Source organism: Novosphingobium sp., assembly GCF_040079535.1.
In the GTDB taxonomy this organism is placed as follows: Bacteria; Pseudomonadota; Alphaproteobacteria; order Sphingomonadales; family Sphingomonadaceae; genus Novosphingobium.
In genome coordinates, this window is the sequence record NZ_JBEBKB010000003.1 from 1 (window position 1) to 22,240 (window position 22,240).

14 protein-coding genes are annotated in these 22,240 nt (G+C 61.2%); 2 read left to right on the plus strand and 12 right to left on the minus strand.

Annotation, left to right across the window (positions count from 1 at the left end):
- On the minus strand, positions 1 to 2,327 hold a 2,327-nt coding region (locus ABL914_RS01665), incomplete at its 3' end, for an FAD-dependent oxidoreductase (RefSeq protein ID WP_391561410.1).
- A gap of 5 nt (positions 2,328 to 2,332) precedes the next feature.
- Entirely contained in the window at positions 2,333 to 4,750 is a 2,418-nt protein-coding gene (locus tag ABL914_RS01670) for an FAD-dependent oxidoreductase (protein WP_391561411.1), read from the minus strand.
- 222 nt (positions 4,751 to 4,972) lie between these two features.
- Between ABL914_RS01670 and ABL914_RS01675 the strand changes: the two genes are divergently transcribed.
- The gene (locus ABL914_RS01675; protein ID WP_391561412.1) at positions 4,973 to 5,926 is read left to right on the plus strand and encodes an NAD(P)-dependent oxidoreductase; all 954 of its coding nucleotides are present in this window, start codon (positions 4,973 to 4,975) and stop codon (positions 5,924 to 5,926) included.
- Between the two features lie 9 nt (positions 5,927 to 5,935).
- Here the strand turns inward: ABL914_RS01675 and ABL914_RS01680 are convergent, their stop codons facing one another.
- From ABL914_RS01680 to ABL914_RS01710, 7 genes are all read right to left on the minus strand, one after another.
- Complete coding sequence (locus tag ABL914_RS01680; RefSeq protein ID WP_391561413.1) at positions 5,936 to 6,841, minus strand: LysR substrate-binding domain-containing protein; 906 nt, start codon at positions 6,839 to 6,841, stop codon at positions 5,936 to 5,938.
- Positions 6,842 to 6,916: 75 nt separating this feature from the next.
- Entirely contained in the window at positions 6,917 to 8,533 is a 1,617-nt protein-coding gene (locus ABL914_RS01685) for a GMC family oxidoreductase (RefSeq protein WP_391561414.1), read from the minus strand.
- Positions 8,533 to 9,720 carry a mandelate racemase/muconate lactonizing enzyme family protein gene (locus ABL914_RS01690; protein ID WP_391561415.1) on the minus strand — a complete coding sequence of 396 codons (1,188 nt, stop codon included), beginning with the start codon at positions 9,718 to 9,720 and terminating at the stop codon, positions 8,533 to 8,535. Before ABL914_RS01690 ends, ABL914_RS01685 begins: the two co-directional genes overlap by 1 nt.
- Positions 9,717 to 11,153, minus strand: a complete 1,437-nt coding sequence (locus tag ABL914_RS01695; RefSeq protein WP_391561416.1) for an aldehyde dehydrogenase family protein — start codon at positions 11,151 to 11,153, stop codon at positions 9,717 to 9,719. The genes ABL914_RS01690 and ABL914_RS01695 overlap by 4 nt, the downstream gene beginning before the upstream one ends.
- Positions 11,146 to 12,447 carry a spinster family MFS transporter gene (locus ABL914_RS01700; RefSeq protein WP_391561417.1) on the minus strand — a complete coding sequence of 434 codons (1,302 nt, stop codon included), beginning with the start codon at positions 12,445 to 12,447 and terminating at the stop codon, positions 11,146 to 11,148. Before ABL914_RS01700 ends, ABL914_RS01695 begins: the two co-directional genes overlap by 8 nt.
- 11 nt (positions 12,448 to 12,458) lie before the next feature.
- Positions 12,459 to 14,507 carry a sulfotransferase gene (locus ABL914_RS01705; protein WP_391561418.1) on the minus strand — a complete coding sequence of 683 codons (2,049 nt, stop codon included), beginning with the start codon at positions 14,505 to 14,507 and terminating at the stop codon, positions 12,459 to 12,461.
- A 116-nt stretch (positions 14,508 to 14,623) separates the two neighbouring features.
- On the minus strand, positions 14,624 to 17,386 hold the full coding sequence (locus ABL914_RS01710) for a TonB-dependent receptor (RefSeq protein ID WP_391561419.1): 2,763 nt from the start codon (positions 17,384 to 17,386) through the stop codon (positions 14,624 to 14,626).
- Positions 17,387 to 17,802: 416 nt separating this feature from the next.
- Between ABL914_RS01710 and ABL914_RS01715 the strand changes: the two genes are divergently transcribed.
- The gene (locus ABL914_RS01715) at positions 17,803 to 19,182 is read left to right on the plus strand and encodes an L-serine ammonia-lyase (RefSeq protein ID WP_391561420.1); all 1,380 of its coding nucleotides are present in this window, start codon (positions 17,803 to 17,805) and stop codon (positions 19,180 to 19,182) included.
- A 176-nt stretch (positions 19,183 to 19,358) separates the two neighbouring features.
- On the opposite strand, the gene ABL914_RS01720 is transcribed toward ABL914_RS01715, so the two are convergent.
- From ABL914_RS01720 to ABL914_RS01730, 3 genes are all read right to left on the minus strand, one after another.
- Positions 19,359 to 20,171: a crotonase/enoyl-CoA hydratase family protein gene (locus tag ABL914_RS01720; RefSeq protein ID WP_391561421.1), complete on the minus strand. Its 813-nt coding sequence runs from the start codon at positions 20,169 to 20,171 to the stop codon at positions 19,359 to 19,361.
- A gap of 23 nt (positions 20,172 to 20,194) precedes the next feature.
- Positions 20,195 to 20,905 (minus strand): winged helix-turn-helix domain-containing protein, encoded by a 711-nt coding sequence (locus tag ABL914_RS01725; RefSeq protein ID WP_391561422.1) that lies wholly within the window; start codon positions 20,903 to 20,905, stop codon positions 20,195 to 20,197.
- A 114-nt stretch (positions 20,906 to 21,019) separates the two neighbouring features.
- Positions 21,020 to 22,219, minus strand: coding sequence for an LL-diaminopimelate aminotransferase (locus tag ABL914_RS01730; protein WP_391561423.1), 1,200 nt, complete (start codon positions 22,217 to 22,219; stop codon positions 21,020 to 21,022).
- Positions 22,220 to 22,240: the final 21 nt, after the last annotated feature.

The following is a 22,240-nucleotide window of genomic DNA, read 5'->3' on the forward strand; positions in this document are numbered from 1 at the left end:
CCGCCATCGGCGGCGGTAACATAGCCAAGCCCCCCGCAGGCCCCCAGCGTGTGGCAATACATGCCAGAGCGGATGTATCCGGCGATCCGGTCTCCCTGCCAGATCGGCTCGTTATGATAGAGCATCGGCGCGGGGTCCTTCAGCAGAAACTGCACCAGTTTCTGCTTCACCCCTTCGGCCTTTTGGCGGCGAAGCGCCTCTTGCCCGATGAATCCACCCGGCTTTTCGAGCTTTACCGCGAAGCCAAGGCCCGCCTCATAGGGCGTATCCTCATCGGTCACATCATGGCCCCAGTGGCGATAGGCCTTTTCCGTCCGCATTGAATTGAGCGCATGATAGCCGCAGTGCTTCAACCCGAATTGTGCCCCGGCAGCCGCGATCGTGTCATAGATCCCGGCCATGAATTCGCTTGGGATATAAAGCTCCCAGCCCAGTTCGCCGACAAAGGTGATCCGGTTGGCGCGGACCAGGCCGTATCCCAGCTCGATCTCGCGGCTGGTGGCGAAGGGGAAGCTTTCGTTCGATAGATCGGCAGGCGTCAGGCTTTGCAGCAGCGCGCGCGAATTTGGCCCCATGATCGAAAGCACGCCCATGCCCGATGTGACATCGGTCAGCACAGCATGGGCGTCTTGCGGGATGTGGCTCTTAAGCCAGGCAAAATCCTTGGTCTGGGTTTCAGCCCCGCCGACAATCAGATAGCAATCCAGATCAAGCCGGGTAACGGTCAGATCGGCCTCAATCCCGCCGTGATCGTTGAGCCATTGGGTATAGACCATCCGCCCGGCTGCAACATCAACATCGTTGGCGCAAACCCGGTTCAGCACGGCACAGGCATCGCGGCCTTCAAGCCGGAATTTGGCAAAGCTTGATTGGTCAAACAGACCGACAGCTTCGCGCACCGCCCTGCATTCGGCGGCGCTGTTTTCGAACCAGTTCTGCCGGCCATAGGAATATTCGTATTTCGGCGCAGAGCCTGGCTCCCCATACCAGTTGGCGCGTTCCCAGCCGAACGCTTCGCCGAAGCAGGCGCCTTGGGCAGCCAGCCGATCGTGGATCACGCTTTTGCGCACGCCGCGCGCAGTTTCATATTGCTTGAAGGGATAGTGCGTGGCGTAAAGCAGCCCCAGGCTTTCGCTGACCCGTTCGGCCAGATACTTGCGATTGATCTGGAACGGCATGTTGCGGCGAACATCTACAGTCCACAGGTCAGCTGGCGGTTTTCCATCCCGGATCCACTCAGCCATCACTTTGCCAACACCGCCAGCCGATTGCAGCCCGATCGAATTGAGCCCGGCGGCAACGAAGCAGCCCTTCAGTTCGGGCGCTTCGCCAATGTGATAGCGCACATCGGGGGTGAAGCTTTCTGGGCCGCAGAAGAATTTCTGGATCCCGGCCTGTTCCAGCGCCGGAACCCGCTTCATCGCATCCAGCAGCAGCGGTTCGAAGTGTTCGAAGCTGCCCGCGATCTCGTCAAAGCAGAAGTCTTCGGAAATTCCCTCCATCCCCCATGGCCGGGCATTGGGTTCAAATGCGCCGACCAGCAGCTTGCCGGCATCGTATTTGTAATAGCCGCAGTGATCGTAATCGCGCAGCACCGGCAGGCTGGGATCGATTCCGGCCACGCCTTCAAACATCACATAGTAATGCTCGCAAGCATGGAGCGGCACCGCAACCCCGATGCCGGCCCCAAGATCGCGGGTCCACATGCCGCCGGCCAGCACCACGTAATCGGCATCGATGCTGCCGTGTTCGGTATCAACCCCGGTGATCCGCGTCCCATCGTGGCGGATCCGCGTAACCTTGCAGTTTTCAACGATCCTGGCCCCGCCGGCCCGCGCGCCCTTGGCCAAGGCCTGGGTAATATCAACCGCATTGGCATAGCCATCGGAGGGAATATGAATTCCACCAACCAGATCGCCCACTTCGAGGATCGGGGCCATCGCCTTGATCTCGTCTGGGGTAACCACATGGACCGGCAGATCGAACACCTTGGCCATCGAGGCGCTGCGTTTCAGCTCCTCAAACCGTTCGTGATTGGTGGCCATCGAGATCGAGCCGCACTGGCGGTATCCGGTGGCCTGCCCGGTTTCAGCCTCAAGCGTTCGGTAAAGCTCGCCGGTGTATTTGGCCAGCTGGGTCATGTTGATTGACGGGCGCAGCTGGCCGACCAGCCCAGCGGCGTGCCAGGTGGTGCCGCAGGTCAGCTGCTTGCGCTCGCACAGCACCACGTCCTGCCAACCGATCTTGGTCAGGTGATAGGCAATCGACGTGCCAATGACGCCGCCGCCCACGATTACGACGCGCGCGCGGCTGGGAAGATCCACCATTGGATTCAGGCCTTCTGCTTGGCGTTGGAAGGATCATAGGCGGGCTCGGCCAGCACCGTTGCGGCGCGGCGTTCACCTTGAAGCACGATATCGAACCGGCTGCCAGGCTCTGCCTGGGCTTCGGGCACGCAAGCAAAGAACAGGCTTTTGCCGGTGCGGTGGCCAAAACCGCCGGATGTGACCAGGCCGATGCAGCTCTCGCCCAGCATGCAGGCCTCGGTCCCGCGCGGATCGACATCGGCAGCGTCCACCTCGCCGTAAACGATCCTGAAGCGCACCGCCGCATCCAGCGTGGCCTGCTTGCCGGTGAAATCGTCCTTCTTGAAATTGATGAAGCGCGGCAGATCGGCCTCGATCATGGTCAGCTCATTGGTCAATTCGCTGCCCCAGGCCTTATAGCCCTTTTCCATCCGCATCGCGTTTGCGGCGTAAAGCCCGTAATCGACAATCCCGTGCGCTTCGCCTGCGGACCAGATCGCATCATAGATCGCCGCAAGATCGCCCATCAGCGGATGCAGTTCCCAGCCCAGTTCCCCGGCATAGGATACCCGCAGCGCCCGCACCGGCCGCCCGGCGATGACAATTTCCTGCCCGCTCAGCCAGCGGAACGCTTCGTTCGAAAGATCGGCATCGGTTACGGCGCCCAGCACATCGCGGCTGCGCGGCCCGTTCATCACCAGGACCCCGCGGTCCATGGTGACGTTGCTCAGCGAAACTTGCTCGCCGGGCAGCTGGTGCTGGATCAGCCAGTCCCAATCGCGCTGTTCCGCAGCGGCAGCGGAAAGGCAATAGAACTGATCGTCGGCCAGCCGGGTCACGGTCATTTCGCCCTGGATCCGGCCGCTGTGCGAAAGGATATGGACCAGGCCGATCCCGCCCTGTTTGATCGGCATCCGATTGGCACACAGCCGGTTGAGATAGCTCTCGGCGTCGGGCCCGGTCACTTCATATTTGGCAAAGCCCGACAGATCGAGCACGCCCACGCCGCCCGCCACGGCCTGACATTCGGCTGCGACAACTTCGAACACATTGGTACGGTGATAGCCGCCCTGTTCATCGCGGCCATCCAGGCTGAACCACTTGGGCCGTTCCCAGCCATAAGTCGGGGCATAGACCGCGCCCTTGGCCTGCAATTTGTCATAGAGGCCGCTGGTCTTTTTGGGCCGGCCATCGGGTTCTTCCTCGCCCGGCAGGCGTGTGGTGAAGGTCATCCGGTAATCGAGGAATACCATCTCGCGGCTGTACTGTTCGTCCGCATAAGAGCCGTAACGGCGCGGATCGAATTCAACCATGTTGATCTCTGCATCGCCGTGGATCATCCACTGCGCCAGGTACTTGCCAGCACCGCCGCCCTGGGCAATGCCAAAGCTGGTGCCGCAGCAATGCCAGAAATTGGTAAGACCGGCCGCCGGGCCCAGCAACGGGCCGCCATCGGGCGTGTGCGGAATTGCGCCGTTGACCACGCGGCGAATGCCAACTTCGCCAAACACCGGAATGCGCTCTATCGCGCGCTCAAGCCATTTCGATATCCGATCAAGATCATCAGGGAACAGTTCGCTGGTCGAATGCCATTCGGGATGCCCGCCGCGCGGAGCCCAGGCCTCAGCCAGGGCGGTGTTCTCATAAACCCCGATCAGTCCGCTCTTCTGCTCCTGCCGCATATAGCCAGACATCCAGGAATCGCGCATCACCGGCATTTCGTCCGAACGGTCCTGGAAGGCGGGGATCGGATCGGTGACCAGGTAGTGGTGCTCCATATTGGTCACCGGGATATCGATCCCGGCCATCTGTGCAACCTGGCGGGCATAGCAGCCCGCCGCATTGACCACGATCCCGGCGCGGATCGAGCCTTGCTCTGTCTCAACGTCCCATTCGCCGCTGGGCAACTGGGTTAGCCCTGTGACGCGGTTCTGGCGGACGATCCTGGCGCCCATCTGCTTGGCCCCGATTGCCAGCGCATTGCAGATCCCCGAAGGATCGGCATGGCCATCATCGGTGGTCCAGGCCCCGGCCAGCACCCCTTCGGTCGTGGCAAACGGATTGATCTCGCGGATCTTGGCCGGATCGATCAGCTCCATATTGAAGCCGACCACCTTGGAAAATCCCTGAACGTATTTCAGCCAGGCTAGCTCGCGTTCATTGTTGGCCAACCGGATTCCGCCGGATTTGTGCCAGCTGACATATTGCCCGGTAAGCCCTTCAAGCTGCGGATAGAGCCAGTTTGAATAGGCATGCATCTTTGCCAGATTGAAGCTGCCGGTGATGTTCGGGCATTGCCCGGCGGCGTGCCAGGTGGAACCGCTGGTCAGCTCGTCCTTTTCAAGCAGCAGGCAGTCAGTCCAGCCTTCCTGGGCGAGGTGGTAGAGCAGGCTTGCCCCCATGATCCCGCCGCCAATGATCACCACCCGCGCCTGACTTTGCATTGAAATGCCTCTTCCCGATATTTCGGCCAGTCTAGGAGGGGCAGCCCCGCTAAGACAAATGTGCAATTCCGAACAATTGGTGCAAAAAACTTACGGGTCGGCAGGCAGCCGCTGGCGGCGCGGAGCCGGGCAATAATTTTGACCCTTCGTGGCAAATAATTCAGTTGTTCTGTGCCGGTTCAAGCGGCCTAGAATATGGGTCAAAGCGGGGAGTTTTGCAGCATGAAGATCGGTTTCATCGGCCTGGGTAACGTGGGTGGAAAGCTGGCTGGCAGCCTGCTGCGCAATGGCCATCACGTGGTTGTGCGCGATCTTGAGCCGGCGCTGGTGGCTGAATTCACCGGGCGCGGCGCGATCGCTGCGGCCAGCCCGCGTGAAATTGGTGAAACTTGCGATGTGATCATCACCTGCCTGCCATCACCCGCGGCCAGTGCCGCGGTGGCCGAAGGCGCGGACGGATTTCTGGCGGCAATGCACCCCGGACAAGTCTGGATGGAGATGAGCACCACCGATTACGAGGAGGTGATCCGGTTGGGCGCGCTGGTTTCGGCCCAGGGCGCGCTGTTCATGGAATGCCCGGTTTCGGGCGGGTGCCACCGGGCCGATACCGGCAACATTTCGATCTTCGCCGGCGGCCCGCGCGAAGGGTTTGATAAAGTGCTGCCGCTGCTTAAATCGATGGGCCGGCGGATCCTCCACACCGGCGATCTGGGTACCGCATCCAAGCTCAAGGTGATGACCAATTACCTGTGCACCGTGCATCTGGTCGCGCTGGCTGAGGCGCTGACCACCTGCAAGGCCGCCGGGCTTGATATGAACACCACGTATGAGGCGATCCGGATCTCATCAGGCAATTCTTTCGTCCACGAAACCGAAAGCCAGGTGATCCTGAACGGTAGCCGCGATATCAACTTCACCATGGATCTGGTATCCAAGGACATCGGCCTGTTCGATGAAATCGCCCAGGAAAACGGCGTTCCGGTTGAGCTTTCCCCGCTGATCGTGCGCCTGTTCGCCGAAGCGCGCAGCCAGTATGGTGACCGCGAATTTTCGCCCAACATCATCCGTCGCTTCGAAGAACCACTGGGCATAAAGGTGCTGGGCAGCGGGTTTCCAGCCGATATGGTCGATGATGAACCCGAAGAGCCGGGCTATGAAGTGGTGCCCCGGCGTTAGGTTCCTTCCCTAGGCAACGTGGGCGGCGATCCAGTCAATCAGGGTTCGGGCGCGCAGGTTGTCGCGCATGTCCTTGCGGCAAACCAGGCCCCACGATCCTGGGCAGATTTCGCGGTGCGGCACCGGAACTACCAGCTTGCCCTCGGCCAATTCGGGATCGGCGAACGGCCCGTTGATCAACGCCACGCCGCGTCCGGCAATCGCCATCTCCAGCGCCATCGCGCAGGTATCGACCATGATGCTGGGCATCTGCGGGGCAAATTCAAGCCCGGCAGAGGCGAACCAGCCCTGCCAGTTCTGCTCTTCCGTGGTGATCGTGATCAGCGGCTGGGCCATCAGTTCTGCGATGCTGAGCTGGCCGCCGCACTGCTTCAGAAATTCGGGGCTGCAAACCGTAAACAGCGCATAGTCAAACAGCGGCTGCCAATGATAACGGCCCGGATCGGGCAGCACCGGGCAATAGACCAGCCCAACATCGGCATGCTTGTCATCAAATTCCCATTCCACCGCGCAGGTCGAAAGGGTCAGCTTGACCTCTGGGTGATCCTCCATGAATTGCGGCACGCGTTTGGCCAGCCAGCGGATCGAGGCGGTGATATAGGTATGGACCCGCAGCGGCTTGTCCAGCGCGTGGCGCTGCGCTGCCTCAACCCCTTCGAGCAGCGATTCAAAGGCGCTGCGAACATAAGGATACAGCACCCGGCCTTCCTCGGTCGAAACGATGTGGCGGCCTTCCTGGACGAACAGCTGGATCCCCAGCGCTTCCTCGATCAACTGAACCTGATGGCTGACCGCCGGGTGGGTCAGGCACAATTCTTCGGCAGCATCGCGGATCGATTGGTGGCGCGTCGCCGCCTCAAACCCGCGCAGCGCTTTAAGCGGCGGAAGCTTCCGAAGTTCGATTTTGCCGGCCATTTTCGCCTCGCCCTGATTCGTCTATTTTTTTATCCAATAGCACAATTTGGGCGGATCGGTAAATTTTACTATGGGCTAGCGTGCATCCTCGATGATCATGGCTGCACCTTTTTCCGCTACCATCACGGTTGGCGCGTTGGTGTTTCCCGATGTGATCGCCGGAAAGATCGAGGCGTCGATAACCCGCAAGCCTTCGGTCCCATAAACCCGCAGCCGGGCATCGACCACGGCCTGCGCGCGATCAGGCCCCATCATGCAGGTGCTGGTCGGGTGATAGACCGTATCAGCGCGGGCGCGAAAATCTTCGAGTTGCGCGTCATCGCCGGCAATAGCGGGCCCGGGCACGATCTCTTCGGTGATGATATCTGCCAGCGGCGCGGTTTGCGCGATCTGGCGCAGCAGGCGGTTGCCGGCCAGCACATCGTCAATATCCTGCTGGGTCGAAAGATAGTTGGGGTGGATCAGCGGATGCACATCGGGATCGGCTGAGGCCAGTTCGATATGGCCGCGGCTGCTTGGCCGGCAGGGATTGTGCGATAGCAGGAAAGCCGAAAAAGGATCGGGGTTCAAAAGTTTGCGTTCGGACAGCGGCGATTTGGTATAGCTGACCGGGCTGAAATAGAGCTGCAGATTGGGATGCGACCGGGCCGGATCGCTGCGCACAAAGCCGCCGCCCTGATTGACGCTCATCGAAAGCGGGCCGCGGCGATCGAACATGTAGCGCAAGCCCGCAATCGCTTTGCCAATCGCAGGGTGCAGCACATCGTTGAGCGTGGGCGTGCGGGTCTTGTAGAAATACGAGACTGCCAGGTGATCCTGCAGATTGCGGCCAACGCCGGGCAATGCGATCAGCGGCGCGATCCCGCGATCCTTCAGGTGCTGCGGATCGCCGATGCCCGATAGCATCAGAAGCTGCGGAGAATTGATCGCGCCGCCGCTGAGGATCACTTCGCGCCGGGCGCGGACCTGCTGCACCGCGCCGCGCCGGGCATATTCCACCCCATCGGCGCGTTTGCCATCGAACAGGATCCGCCGCGCCAGCGCCTTGGTCCGCAGTGTCAGGTTTGGGCGCTTCAACGCCGGGTGGAGAAAGGCATTGGCCGTAGAAGCCCGCCACCCGCCGCGGGTGTTGATCTGATAAATCCCAACCCCTTCGGGATGCCCGCCGTTGAAATCGCTGGTCGGCGGATAGCCCAGCGCCTCAGCCGCTTCGATAAAGCTGTGGCAGATCGGGTGCACATTGGGGGTAATATCGGTCACATGCTGGGGGCCGCCCCGGCCATGGTGGACACTGTGCCAGTCAAAATCCTCGCTCTTCTTGAACCACGGCAGCACATCGTCCCAGCCCCAGCCGGGATTGCCCGCCGCCTGCCAATCATCGAAATCGCGGGGTTGCCCCCGAACATAGACCATCGCGTTGATAGAGCCCGATCCGCCCACCACCTTGCCGCGCGGCCAATAGCTGCGCCGCCCGCCCAATCCGGGGACGGGCTGGGTATCGTACATCCAGTTGATCCGCGAATTGAAGAAAGTCCGGCCATAGCCGATCGGCATCTGGATCCAGATCGAAAGATCGCTGCCGCCGGCTTCCAGCAACAGCACCGTGGTTTTGCCGTCCGCGCTAAGCCGGTTGGCCAGAACGCAGCCAGCCGTGCCCGCACCCACGATCACATAGTCAAATTCCTCGGTCATCAGCGCGCCGGATGCTGCGCCATGTCGAGGTGGAGCATGGTGCCGGTATAGGGATTGGCGCGGGCCACGTCCTCGTTCAGTTCAATTCCCAGCCCCGGTGCGGTGGGCGGGATCACCTGGCCTTGTTCAAATTTCATCGGAACTTTCAGAATCTCGCTGTGGAAACCACCCCAGTCCTCGATGCTTTCCAGGATCAGGAAATTGGGCGAACAGGTGGCCAGCTGAACATTGGCCGCGCCCACCACCGGCCCGCAATAAAGGTGCGGGGCGATCTGGACATGGCGCACTTCGGCCATTCCGGCGATCTTCTTGGCTTCCAGCAATCCGCCCACCCGACCCAGGTTCATCTGCAGGATCGCCGCCGCGCCGTGATCGAGCAGACGGGCGAAATCATACTTGGTCGCCAGCCGCTCGCCGGTCGCAATCGGGATCGAGGTAGCACGGGCCACCTTGGCCATTTCCTCTGGCGCATCGGGCGGGACCGGCTCTTCCAGCCATAGCGGATCGTACTTCTCAAGCCGCCTGGCCAGCCGGATCGCGCCGGCTGCGGTCATTTGCCCGTGTGTGCCAAACAACAGATCGGCCTTGGTCCCCACGGCTTCGCGCAGGGCCTTGCAGAACCGTTCGGACAGATCGAGCGCTTCAAGGCTCAACTGCCGTCCATCGAAAGCTGAATAAGGCCCCGCCGGATCAAACTTCAGCGCGGTGAAGCCCATATCGAGGTAAAGCTGCGCGCGCTCGGCCGCCAGATCGGGATCGTGATAGACGTCGCTCTTGTCGCCGGGGCGTGGGTAGATGTAGGTGTAGGAGCGCAGGCTCTCGTGCACTTGCCCGCCAAGCAGCTTGTAAACCGGCTGGTTCGCTTCCTTGCCGATAATATCCCAGCAGGCCATTTCCAGCGCGGAAAGCACGCCCATCACCGTCAGATCGGGATGCTGGGTAAACCCGGCCGAATAGACCCGCCGCCACATGTTTTCGATATCGTGCGGATCGCAGCCTTCCAGATACCGCGCGAACATATCTTCGCACAGCTTGGCCACCAGATGCGGCGAAAACGGCACGCAATAGGCCTCACCAAGCCCGGTCGAGCCGTTATCCGTGGTGAGCTTTACGAACACGAAATAGCGCCCGCCAAAATGCGGCGGGGGATTGCCGACCACGAAGGTCTCGATCCCGGTCAGCTTCATGGCGTGCGGAACCCGCTGATCGATTTGATTTCAAGGAAATCGTGGAGCCCGAACTTGCCGTATTCGCGGCCGTTGCCCGATTGCTTGTAACCGCCAAACGGAGCCATATAATCCTGACTGGTGCCATTGATGCTGACCCCGCCGGCCCGCATCAGCCGCGAAACGCGCCGGGCCCGGTCCAGATCGCCGGTCTGGACGTAAGCATAGAGGCCATAGGGGCTGTCGTTGGCAATCGCGATCGCCTCAGCCTCGTCGGCGAAGGGGATCAGGACCAGCACCGGGCCAAACACTTCTTCCTGCGCGATGGTCATCTTGTTGTGGACGCCGGCGAACACTGTCGGCTTGACGTAGTAGCCCACATCAAACCCGTCTGCGCGGCCGGTTCCGCCCGCGATCACTTGCGCACCCTCGTCGATCCCGGCCTGGATCAGGCGCTGGATCTTGTCAAAATGGGCCTTGCTGATCACCGGGCCCAGATGATTGCCCCTGGCCTCCGGATCACCCAGCTTGGTTTCCTGGGCGACGCGGGCCGCAATAGCCACCGCTTCATCATAGACCGATTGTTCGATCAGCATCCGGGTTGGTGCGTTGCAGCTTTGCCCGGTATTGCCGAAACATTGCTGAACCCCGCGGGTGACCGCCGCTTCCAGCCCGGCATCGGCGAACACGATATTGGCCGATTTCCCGCCCAGTTCCTGCGCCACGCGCTTCACCGTATCGGCCGCCGATTTGGCGATCTGGATCCCGGCGCGGGTCGATCCGGTAAAGGAAATCATGTCCACTTGCGGGTGGCCAGTCAGCGTTTCACCAATTGCGGCGCCGGTGCCGTGGATCATGTTGAACACGCCATCGGGAAAGCCCGCCTCGTCCACCATTTCCGCAAAAAGCTGGGCGGAAAGCGGCGCGATCTCACTGGGTTTGAGCACCATGGTGCAGCCCGCGACCAAGGCCGGACCAACCTTGCAGGCGATCTGGTTGATCGGCCAGTTCCACGGGGTGATCAGCACACAAACCCCGATCGGCTCGTGCGTGACGATCCCGTCTTCGCCAACATCATAGTCCCACGCCATCTCACGCGCCGCGCGCACCGTAGCCCGGATATGGCCCGGCCCGCTTTCCGCCTGGGCATCGTGCGAAAGGTCATAAGGCGCGCCCATTTCGGTGCTGATCGCCACGACCATCTCGTCATAGCGCGCCTCGAACACCGCGATCAGCTTTTCGGTCAAGGCCAGCCGCTGCTCCAGCGGGGTAGCGGCCCAGCCATCGAACGCGGCCCGCGCGGCCGCAATGGCTGCATTGGCTTCGGCTGGTGTGCACAGGGCAACGTGCGCGCAGACGTCCTCGGTTGCGGGATTGATCGCGAGGTGAACGCCGCCGGCCGGATCGGGCGTGATCCATTGGCCGGCGATATAGGATTTAAGCAATTCAGGCACCTCCGCTTACCCGGGCTTGGTCGGCCTGCGCATAGCGCTCGGCCCGCCAATAATGAAACGCTGCCCAGAACCCGGTCGGGGCAAGCACCAGCAATGCCATCCGCAGCGAATCCGCCGAAGGCTCACCCCCGCCTGCGAAATAATCGCTCATCCAGCCCACCGCTTGCGGGGCAACGATCAGGTTGAAGACATTGGCGATCAACAGCGAGATCGCGATGAACATCGCCCGCATCTTGGCCGGGGCAAAATTCTGCGCCAGCGCAAATGTCGGGCCAATGTAGAAGTAGATCGCCGGGATGAAGATCCACCACATCCACGTCGCCTGATCCAGCGAGCGGGTGTAATAGGCCAGGAACGAAGGCACAGTTGCCAGCGCCGTAACCACTGCCAGCACGCGCAGGATCTTGCTTGGATCGCGGTACGCCGGTTTGGCAAACAGCCAGGCTGTAAGCAGCGAGGCTCCGATCCCGCCGATCAGGTGGATCGGGGCCAGAACCCCGCCGCCTGCACCAACTTCAAGCCCATAGGCGCGCTCGATATAGGCCGGGGTGAACCACATCAGCCCCCAACCCCAAAACGCTGAAAGCCCGCCGCCCATCATCGCGTGAACCGCAGCCTTCTGTGACCACAGAAACCGCATCGTTTCCATGAACGGCGGCGCGGACCCTTCAACCTTTACATCATAGCGTCCGCGTGGCGGCTCCTTGATCGTGGCCATGATCAGCACAGCCAGCAGCACACCGGGAACACCCAACACAAAGAAGGCCGAACGCCAGCCATAATCATGCGCAACCATCCCGGCCAGATCAGCTCCCAGCCAAGCCCCGATTGGTGCGCCCAGCGCGAAAATTGTCATCGCCATGGCGCGGCGATCAGGCGGGAAGTAATCGGCCACAATGGTGTTGCACGGCGGAGTTCCGCCAGCTTCACCAATCCCGACCCCGATCCGGGCTGCCAGCAGCGACCAATAGCCAGCGGCCATTCCGCACAGGGTAGTCATCACTGACCACACCGCGATTGAAAACGACAGCAGGTTGCGCCGATTGTACCGATCTGCCACCCACGAAAGCGGCAACCCCATGGTAACATAGAACAGTGCCAGCGATACGCCGGTCAGGAAAGCCACGCCGCCATCGGACAGGCCAAGCTCAAGCCGGATCGGCTCAAGCACGGTGGACATCACATAACGGTCGGCGATGTTGATGGTGTAAACCAGCATCATTACGATCAGCACATACCAGCGTTGCCCCAGACTGGGGCTGCTGTCTTGCGCCGAAGGTGCGATCGTAGCCATTGGTGTTCCTTTCAGGTTTGCGACAGTTCAGGGCCCAGAACGCCGCGCAGCGGGTCGAGGTAATCCGAGAACTTCTCCCATTGATCGACGCCGCTTCTGAAGATCGGCTGGCGAACTTGTTCTGAACTTGCGGTTCGCACCGCGCGTTCGGTTTCGTGAAAATTGAGACAGGCTGCTTCGAACGGCAGCTCAAGAAAATCGAGCATCCGGCGGGTCTGGCCTTCGAGATCGTCCACCACCGCTTCATACTGCATCCGCAAGACCTTGCCCGGCAGCACCGCGTCCCAGTGGTCCATCAGCCCCACATAGTCGCTGTAGTAATGGCCCACTTCCTCAAGCCCGTAAGTGAACTCCTGCCCTTCGGCGAACAGCTGCTTGAAGCCGGAAAAGCAGCAGCCCATTGCGCCGCGCCGGGCATCGATGATCCGGGCATTGGGCAGGATCAGCTGGATCAGGCCAATGTGCCGGAAATTGTTGGGCATCTTGTCAATGAAAAAGGGCGTGCCGGCCTTGCGGTGGATCCGGGTGTCCGTGAGGAACGCTTCGCCAAATTCGGCTAATTTGGTGCCGTCAAGATCGATCAGATTTCCGGGGTAATTGGCATCTTCACCGATCCGGCGCAGGCCATCGATCCGGTGGGCCAGGGCCAGGATGTTGGGCAGTTCCAGCGTGCCTTCAACCTGGCTGTGCGATGAGAGGATCTGTTCGAGCAGGGTAGAGCCCGCCCGCGGCAGGCCCAGGATGAAGATCGGATCGGCGGCGGGGCTGCCGCTGCCCTTGAACCGTTCGAACAGTTCTGGCCCGCAATGTTCCTGCTGAAGCGCGATTTCCTGCGTGATGCGCCGCCAGTCATAACCAACCTCGTCCCGCTTCAGCTGGTTGCCGCGCTCATAATAGGCGAACGATGCGGCGTAATCGCCGCGATCCTCCAGCGCCTTGCCCAGCGCAAAGCACAGGTGATAGCGATCAACCAGCTGGGTGTTTGGCTGATCCTCAATCTCGCGCATCTGGGCCACTTCGCTTTCCTCAAACCGATAGGTTTTAAGGTTCGCGAGGCTCCAGTAGGCATCGCCAAATTCGGGCCGGACCCGGTAGGCATCGCGGTAGGCACCGATCGCCTCGTCCTGTTTGCCCACCGTTTTAAGCGCATGGCCGACCGACAGGTGCAGGGTGGGGTTTTCAGGGGTCTGTTCGATCTGGCGGCGATAGATCGTCAGCGCCTCGTCAAAATGCCCCACGGCCAGTGCCTGATTGGCATAGAGCAGATCAAACTGGGGCTTGTCCGGAGCCTTGCGGCACAGCGCCGTGGCCTGTTCCAGCGCCTGTCCAAATTTCTGCCGTTTGTGCAGCAGGTTGACGTAATCGAAGTGCGCATTGGTATTGTCCGGTTCCAGCACCAGGCAGCTTTCCAGCAGGAATTCGGCTTCGTCATAGGAATTGTACCTGGCCCCGATATCGGCCAGCAGCCGCATGCCTTCGGTATGGTGGCCGCGGGCTTGGAGAAACGCCCGGACCTGGGTTTCGGCCTTGCCCAGCCGGTGTTCGTGGATCAGGCTGATCACCGCTTGCAATTCTGGCGGCAGGCTTTCCAGATAGGCGCACTGGCCGCGGGCGAACCCGGCCGCTTCGGCGCGGCCGGCCGCGCCATGCATCTGGGCCAGCATCTTCCAGCTGGCCAGCAGCCCCAGATTAAACGCGACCGCGTTCTGATAGGCCCCCAGCGCCTCGTCCATCCGGTCCAGCGCGCGCAGGCAATGCCCGCGCTCCTGATAGGCCCGGCCATAACCGGGATCGAGCGCGATCAATTTGGCGATTGTGGCCAGCCCATCAAGCGGGCGGCCGGCATAGCGCTGGATCGCGGCCAGCGTGTAAATGGCGTCGCGGTGCTGCGGGCTGGCGGCCAGGGCTTGGCTGCACAGCTGCTCGGCCTCGTCCAATTGCCCGCGTTGCAGCGCGGCTTTGGCCTGATCGACCAAGCTGCCCGCTTGCTGGTGCGCAGAAGATGGAATCTGGTCGGTAGTGGTATCCATTTCCATCCGGTCAATCTGGCTGGTTTCCAAGGATTGTCCAACCCCAATCTGGCCCGCTTGCAAGAAGGGGCAGCGCCGGTGGACGCTGCCCCTCCCGGACCCGAAGGTAGCGCCCCAATCCCAAAGGACCGGGGCGCGCCTTCATGTTACATCTTGTACGATACCCGCATCCCGATGGTGCGCGGCCGCGATGTGGTAACGCGTGTTTCACCGTCGTTGGCGCTGGTGAACAGCTGCGGGCGTTCATCACCCAGATTGTCGCCATAGATCGTCAGCGACCAGTTATCCTTGCTGAACCCGAACGAGGCTTCGAACGTGTTGTAGCCAGGCTGGGCGAACGATTGCGGCTGCAGCTGGATCGCGCTGCCCGGTGCTACCGTCACCCCGTTGATCACCGAAGTCAGTCCGCAAACCGCGTAGGGCGAGTTGCAGCCGGTGTAGAGGATGTTGGTGTTCGCAAGGTCAGACGAGATCGTGCTGCCAACGTGGTGGAAGCCCATCTGGAAGAAAGGCTTCAGCCCCATGCTGGTTTCCCATTCATAGCGCAACATGATGTTGCCCTGGAATTTGGGGCTCAGCGCCAGCGGGCTGCCTGCCGGTACAACCACGCCCTGGCTGCAAAGCAGTTGGGCGATTGCGTTGGCAGTGCAGCCGGTCAGCTCGGTATCGTTGTACGAGAACCCGGTGCTGATCGTCAGCCCGCGGCTGGGACGCGCCGTGATATCGCCTTCGATGCCCTTGATCTTGCCGTTGGCAAGGTTGCTGACAAAGGTCTGGTTGGAGATATTCTGGTTGAACGCCGCGATCTGGATTTCTTTCCAGTCGATCGCATAAGCGGCCAGATTGATCTGCAACCGGCGATCCATCAGGCCCAGCTTGGCGCCGATTTCAAAGTTGGTCACATTATCCGGTGCGTAGGCGCGGTTGGCGGCGCAAGCTGCGGTATAGGTCGGGTTGGATGCAACCCCGCCATTGCAGCCCTTGCGGTTGAAACCGCCCGGACGGAAGCCTTCCGAATAGGTGAAGTACAGCAGCGAATCTGGGGTCACCTTATATGTCAGGTTGCCCTTGAAGATCACGCCCGAATAGCTGGCCGGGTTGATCCCCGCCAGGTTGGTTGTGAGGTTCGCACTGGCTGCCAGAGTGGTTGGTGCGACCAGCAGCGGAACATAATTGCACGATGTCAGGCCGGTGGCCGGATCCGTGCTGACCGTCGCGCAATTGGCCCGCAACGAGTTGTTGAAGCTGGTGCTGGAGCCGCCGTACATCCCGGCGCTTTCGCTGTAATAGCGCGCACCACCGGTTGCGATCAGCTTGTCCGGCACGATATCAAACGACACTTCGCCGTAAACCGCAAACTGACGGTCGCGGCGCAGGATCGTGTTGACGAAGCCAGCCCCCGGCAACGCGCCGACGCCCAGCACATTGACCGCCGGATTGGGCGCCAGGTTATAGATGAACCCGGCCGCAGGCAGCGTGTAGTTCCACTGGGTTACGTCATAGATCCGGTTGACATCGTAATAGAGGCCAAGCGTTCCGCGAACGCGGTTTTCAGCCGGAGTGGTGATCCGCAGTTCCTGCGTCCAGCGGCGGTTGCGATCGTTTACCTTGTAGCTGTTGTTCGGCGAATAGCAGGTTTGGCCCTGCGAAGCCGAGCTGCCGTAGCCGGCATAATAGACACCGCGATCGCAGTTGTAGAACGGCATGTAGAGGCCGATGCTGGCATATTTCGCATAGTCAGCCTGCTGGACCGAGTGGTGATCCTGGTACGACGAGCTGAAGATCACGTCGAGCATGCCAAGCCGGCCCTTGAGGGTCAGTGACGACAGGCTGATCGTGTCCTGCAGCGTATTGGGACCATACTGCTGAACCTTGAGATCGCCCACTGACGGGGTGTAATCGAACACGCCGTCGGTTTCGAGTTCCTGGTAAAGCGTCATGAATTCAAGCGACCAGTCATCACTGATCTGATAGGCCAGCGTGGCACGGCCGCCGTTGTAGTTGGCGTCGTTGTAATTATCCTGGATGAAATTGTTGTTGTTGATCGACTGGCGCGCCGGGACCACGAAGCCGCCGGTGGTGCCGGTTGCAGTGGCCACGCAGCCAACCACGCCAACGCAGCTTTCGATTGCCTGGGCAACCAGCAGCGGGTTGCCGGTGGGCAGCACGCCTGGGCCGCCCGGATTCCACGGCATGCGATAGGTGCCGGCCACGTTATCGATGTAGCCGCCCTGATGATCGCTGTAGAACGCCAGGCGCAGGCCCAGCTTGTCCTTGACGATCGGCAGGTTGAGGTAGCCTTCCACGCCAAAGCTGGCAGCGCCGCCCTTGGTGGTGGCGGCATTGGCGCTGAAACCGGCGTGAACTTCATCAAGTTCAGGCTTGTTGGTGATGTAACGGATTGCCCCGCCCATCGCGTTCGCGCCAAACAGCGTTCCTTGCGGACCGGCCAGCACTTCGATGCGGTTAAGGTCAGTGGCGTGGATATCAAGATTGCGGCCCGGGGTAGAGGCCGGGGCATCGTTGACATAAAGCGCGACGTTGGGCTGGACGCCCGCCACACCCAGAATCTGCGAACCGGCCGTATCGGTGGAAAGGCCGCGAATATAAACCGATGAAATACCCGGGCCGCGCGATGCAGTGCGCACGTTAGGCAGGTATTCAACCAGCTTTTCAAAATTGGTGACATTCAGCTGGCTCAGCTCTGCCCCGCCAATTGCCTGAATCGCGACCGGAATGCGGTTGGCTGATTCAGAACGGCGGGTGGCCGTCACCACGATATCAGGAACCCCGGTCTGGGGGCTATCAGCATCGGCATCGCCCGGTGCGCCTTGCGCAAAAGCCGGAGCAGCGCTGGACAGGATAGCGATGGCGATCGCCGCGGACGACAATTTCAAAGTTGATTTCATTTTTTATCCCTCCCCCTTGGTTTGGCCTGTCAGATAGCAGACCCACGCCGGGTATTGTAAGGTATGGCCAAATGGCCGGGCGTCGCGAAATCTCATTTTTGCATGGGGTCATGCAGGATGCCCCAGAACCTGCGTCCGCCACCCTCATGGCAAGTGGACGCGAACAATCAATCGAAGTTTGCACAAAAGAGACTGGCAGACCCCTGCGCGCTAACAAATGAGGGTTTTTTGGAATCCGGTAAACTTTGTTTGCTCTGCATCAGCAGGAATAAGGTCCGGCATTAGCAGCTGTAAAGCGGGTCACTGCGGGTTTGGCAGGGCGGCGGCTTGCGCCTATGGCCGCAGACCATCACGGCCAGCGCCTGCAATCGGCACTGCCCAGCGGGGGAGCTAGAATTTGCCATGAGTTTTGGATCATGAGCTTTGGCACTTTTGATTTGTTCAAGATCGGAATTGGCCCGTCCAGTTCGCACACGGTCGGGCCGATGGTGGCCGCACGGCGCTTTTTGGTTTGGCTTGAAGCGCGCGGGCAGTTTGATGCGGCCGCGCGGGTGCTGGTCCAGCTTTATGGTTCGCTGGCGCTGACCGGCAAGGGCCACGCCACCGATACGGCAATTATCCTGGGTCTGTGCGGCGAAGTGCCGGCCACAGTCGATACCGATGCGGTTGGCGCCTTGCTGGAACGGGTTGCCACCGCCAGAACGGTTCACCTGCTGGGCCGCCATCCGGTAGCGTTCGATCCTGCGGCCGATATCCAGTTCCTCCAGCGTGAGCGCCAGGCGTTCCATTCGAACGCGATGGCGCTGACCGCATTTGATGGCGATGGAACCGAACTTGCGCGGCGCATGTACTATTCGATCGGCGGCGGGTTTGTTGTCGATGAGGATGAGGCGGGCTCAAACAGCGGCGCCGATGCCCAGGATCTGGCACTGCCGTTTGATTTCAGCTCGGGCGAGGAGCTGCTGGAACTGGGCCAGGCCAGCGGGCAAAGCTTTGCCGAACTGATGTTTGCCAACGAATGCTCGCGCGCGCCGGCGCAGCAGGTTGAGGCCGGACTTGACCGGATCGCGCAGGCCATGTCCGATTCAATCGATCGGGGCTGCCGCAATGAAGGGACCCTGCCAGGCGGGCTCAAGGTAAGGCGCCGGGCCCCGGCATTGGCGCGGGATCTGGCCGAAAAGCAGGGCATGAACCTGGGCGATCCGCTGGCCGTGCTGGACTGGATCAACCTGTGGGCAATGGCGGTTAACGAGGAAAATGCGGCCTGCGGGCAAGTTGTAACCGCGCCAACCAATGGTGCCGCGGGGATCATTCCGGCAGTGCTGCGGTTTCACGATCGCTGCTATGGCGGCACATCTGCCACGCGCCGCGCCTTTTTGCTGACGGCAGCGGCAATCGGCGTTCTCTACAAGAAAAACGCGTCAATCTCGGGCGCCGAAGTGGGCTGCCAGGGTGAGGTAGGGGTGGCCTGCTCGATGGCGGCGGCCGGGCTGACGGCGGCAATGGGCGGCACCAACGCACAGATCGAAAACGCCGCTGAAATCGGGATGGAGCACAATCTGGGACTAACCTGCGATCCGGTTGGCGGGCTGGTCCAGATCCCGTGCATCGAACGCAACGCGATGGGCGCAGTGAAGGCAATCGACGCCTCGCGCCTTGCCCTGTTGGGCGATGGCACCCACCACGTCAGCCTTGACAAGGTGATCGAAACGATGCGGCAGACCGGGCTCGACATGCGCGACAAGTACAAGGAAACGTCGCTTGGCGGGCTGGCGGTGAACGTGGTGGAGTGTTGAGTTTTTGTTCGGCAGGCTGATCGCCTCTGCGATCAATTTGGCCTGGCCGGCCCGCTCCCCCGGCCCGACCACCCACAGGGTACCTTAAACGGGTGGTCGGGCCGGGGGAGCGGGCCGGCCAGGCAAGGAAAGCCCGAAGAGGCTTTCCGCACAAACACAAACCACTCTAAAACCAATCAGACATCCGCAAAATTGCCCTTGCGTTTCTGCATCTGGCTCATCACCGCTTCGATCTGGTTCTTCGTCCCGATCAGCGCTTGTTGCTCAACGCTTTCGGCCATCAGGATCTCAGCCTCGCTGGCATGCAGCCAATCGCCAAACAGCCGCTTGGCGCCGCGCTGGGCATGGGGGTTGCGATTGGCGATTTCGGCGGCGATGGCATTGGCCCGGGCGACCGGATTGGGATCGACGATCGTGGCAAAACCCAGTTCGTGCGCTTCGGCCCCGCTGAATTCGCGGTTGGTATAGGTCAGTTCGCGCAGCACATCATCGCGCACGGTTCCGCGCCACAGGGCATAGCCGGCCATATCGGGCACCAGCCCCCATTTCATCTCCATCACCGCCAGCCGTGCGGTGGGATCAACCACCCGGAAATCGGCTCCGCTGGCGATCTGCAGCCCGCCGCCAAAGCAAACCCCGTGCACCGCTGCGATCACCGGAACCGGCAACTTGCGCCACTGCAGCGCCACCTGCTGGGGCATGTTGGCCTGGCCATAGATTCTTGTCGTCAGGGGTGTCCGGTCATGGCGGTCGGTATTGGCCATGCTGGTCAGATCAAGCCCGGCACAAAAGCTGCGCCCTTCGCCCGAGAGCACCACGCAGCGCAGCCCTTTGAGACCATGAAGCACCCGGGCTGCGTCAATCAGCGCGGCAAACATGTCTGGATCAAGCGCATTCATCTTGTCAGGCCGGGACAGGCGGACCTGGGCGACACCGTCTGCATCCATCGTGATGGCGATGCGGCCGGCGGGATTTACGGTAAGGTCCATGCTTGGCTAGTTCCCCGGTTCGATCAAAAGGCTGCGGTTATTTCGCCGATCCGCAAGTGGCCGTCCAGCCCCCAATCCCGAACCAGCCCGATCGTGCTGTGTTCAGCCAGCCGATAACCGCCAAGTTCGGTGGTTTCGACCATGCCGTCAATCCCGGCGATCCGCAGTTTGGCGCGCAGCCTGCTGATATGAACCGCCAGGCTGTTGGTTTCGGGCCGGAAGGAAAGCCGCCAGACATCGTGCAACAGCTCGCTTGCGCTGACGTCTTCTTCGGGCGTTTCGGTAAGCCGCCAGATCAGCGAAAACTCACGCGGATGCAGGCCCAACGCGCGGCCTGCCACAAACCCGTCGCGGGCCAGCAGATCCAGCCTGAGCGGCCCGGCCTGGCGGTATCGCGGCAGCGATTGCGCCAGTTCGGCCAGCCGCATCGCGCGCAGTTCAAGCTCGTCCAGGGTCAGTTGGCGATCAAGCGCATCGCCAAAGCCCAACCGCAGCATCCGCGCGCGCTCAAGTGATTCCTCAACCTCAAGCATCATCATCCATTTGCGCTGGACCAGGCTGGCGCCGCTAAGGCCAAGCCATTGGTTGAGCGGAACCTGGCGCGGGCAGCCCAGCACGACATGCGCAGCCGCTCTCCCAGACGAACGCGAATCGGCCAGCAGCTGCCAGCCAAGCTGGCGCAAATCATATGCAGCAGGGACTGGCCCCGCCGAAAACCAGCGAAAAAGGCGCATGGTGCCCTCACAAGCCCTATGCGATTGGAATGCCCCGGAAGCTCCATGGCTGCACAATTCGCTTGCCCCGCGCAATAGGGGGAGGCCGCAGCGCCCAAGGATGTTGTGGGCGAATCACGCCGCTGAGGAATTGATCCCCATGCTTTGCAAATAGCGGCGAACGTTCCGTGCGGCCTGGCGCAATCTTTGTTCGTTTTCGACCAGAGCAATCCGCACGAAGCCTTCGCCTTCCTCGCCATACCCAACGCCCGGCGCAACCGCGACTTCGGCATGGGTCAAAAGCTGCTTGGAAAATTCAAGGCTGCCCATGTCTTTCAGCGCCGGGGGCAGCGGGGCCCAGGCGAACATCGATGCTTTGGGGCTGGGAATATGCCACCCGGCGCGGCCAAAGCTTTCGGTCAGCACGTCGCGGCGCTTTTGATAAAGGGTCCGGTTAGCCTCAACAATATCTTGCGGGCCGTTAAGCGCGGCGCAGGCCGCCGCCTGGATCGGGGTAAACGCCCCATAATCAAGGTAGCTTTTCACCCGCTTCAGCGCCGCGATCAGCCGCTGGTTGCCCACCGCAAAGCCAACCCGCCAGCCGGCCATCGAAAAGGTTTTCGACATTGAGGTGAACTCTACCGCAATATCCTTTGCGCCGGGAACCTGCAGGATCGAAACCGTTGGATTGCCATCGTAATAGAGTTCGGAATAGGCCAGGTCAGACAGGATCCAGACCTTGTTTTCCTTGGCCCAGGCCACCAGCCGCTCGTAAAATGCCAGATCGACCGTTTCGGCTGTGGGGTTGGACGGATAGTTGACGATCAGGATCGATGGGCGCGGCACGGTGAAGGCCATTGCCCGTTCCAGCGCGCGCCAATAATTCTCATCCGGCGTGGTCGGTACAGACCGGATCGTTGCCCCGGCGATGATGAAACCAAAGGTGTGGATCGGATAGCTGGGGTTAGGCGCCAGCACCACATCGCCCGGCCCGGTGATCGCGGTGGCCAGGCTGGCCAGACCTTCCTTTGAACCCATGGTCATGACCACTTCGGTCTCTGGATCCAGATCAACCCCGAAACGCCGGCCATAATAATTGGCCTGGGCCTTGCGCACACCGGGAATACCAGACGATGCGGAATAGCCATGCGCGTCAGGTTTCTGGGCCACTTCGCACAGCTTTTCGATCACATGCGGCGGCGGGGGCAGATCGGGATTGCCCATTCCCAGGTCGATAATGTCCTTGCCCGCGGCGCGCGCTTCGGCCCGCATGCCGTTGACTTCGGCGATGACATAGGGCGGCAGTCGCTTGATGCGGTAGAATTCTTCGGACATTGGACCTTTCCAGAGTTTACG

What these genes read in the sequence shown, in the direction of transcription:
- ABL914_RS01670 (WP_391561411.1), bottom strand. Translation starts at nt 4,750, where the DNA reads ATGCAAAGTCAGGCGCGGGTGGTGATCATTGGCGGCGGGATCATGGGG.
- ABL914_RS01675 (WP_391561412.1), top strand. Translation starts at nt 4,973, where the DNA reads ATGAAGATCGGTTTCATCGGCCTGGGTAACGTGGGTGGAAAGCTGGCT.
- ABL914_RS01680 (WP_391561413.1), bottom strand. Translation starts at nt 6,841, where the DNA reads ATGGCCGGCAAAATCGAACTTCGGAAGCTTCCGCCGCTTAAAGCGCTG.
- ABL914_RS01685 (WP_391561414.1), bottom strand. Translation starts at nt 8,533, where the DNA reads ATGACCGAGGAATTTGACTATGTGATCGTGGGTGCGGGCACGGCTGGC.
- ABL914_RS01690 (WP_391561415.1), bottom strand. Translation starts at nt 9,720, where the DNA reads ATGAAGCTGACCGGGATCGAGACCTTCGTGGTCGGCAATCCCCCGCCG.
- ABL914_RS01700 (WP_391561417.1), bottom strand. Translation starts at nt 12,447, where the DNA reads ATGGCTACGATCGCACCTTCGGCGCAAGACAGCAGCCCCAGTCTGGGG.
- ABL914_RS01710 (WP_391561419.1), bottom strand. Translation starts at nt 17,386, where the DNA reads ATGAAATCAACTTTGAAATTGTCGTCCGCGGCGATCGCCATCGCTATC.
- ABL914_RS01715 (WP_391561420.1), top strand. Translation starts at nt 17,803, where the DNA reads ATGAGCTTTGGCACTTTTGATTTGTTCAAGATCGGAATTGGCCCGTCC.
- ABL914_RS01720 (WP_391561421.1), bottom strand. Translation starts at nt 20,171, where the DNA reads ATGGACCTTACCGTAAATCCCGCCGGCCGCATCGCCATCACGATGGAT.
- ABL914_RS01725 (WP_391561422.1), bottom strand. Translation starts at nt 20,905, where the DNA reads ATGCGCCTTTTTCGCTGGTTTTCGGCGGGGCCAGTCCCTGCTGCATAT.
- ABL914_RS01730 (WP_391561423.1), bottom strand. Translation starts at nt 22,219, where the DNA reads ATGTCCGAAGAATTCTACCGCATCAAGCGACTGCCGCCCTATGTCATC.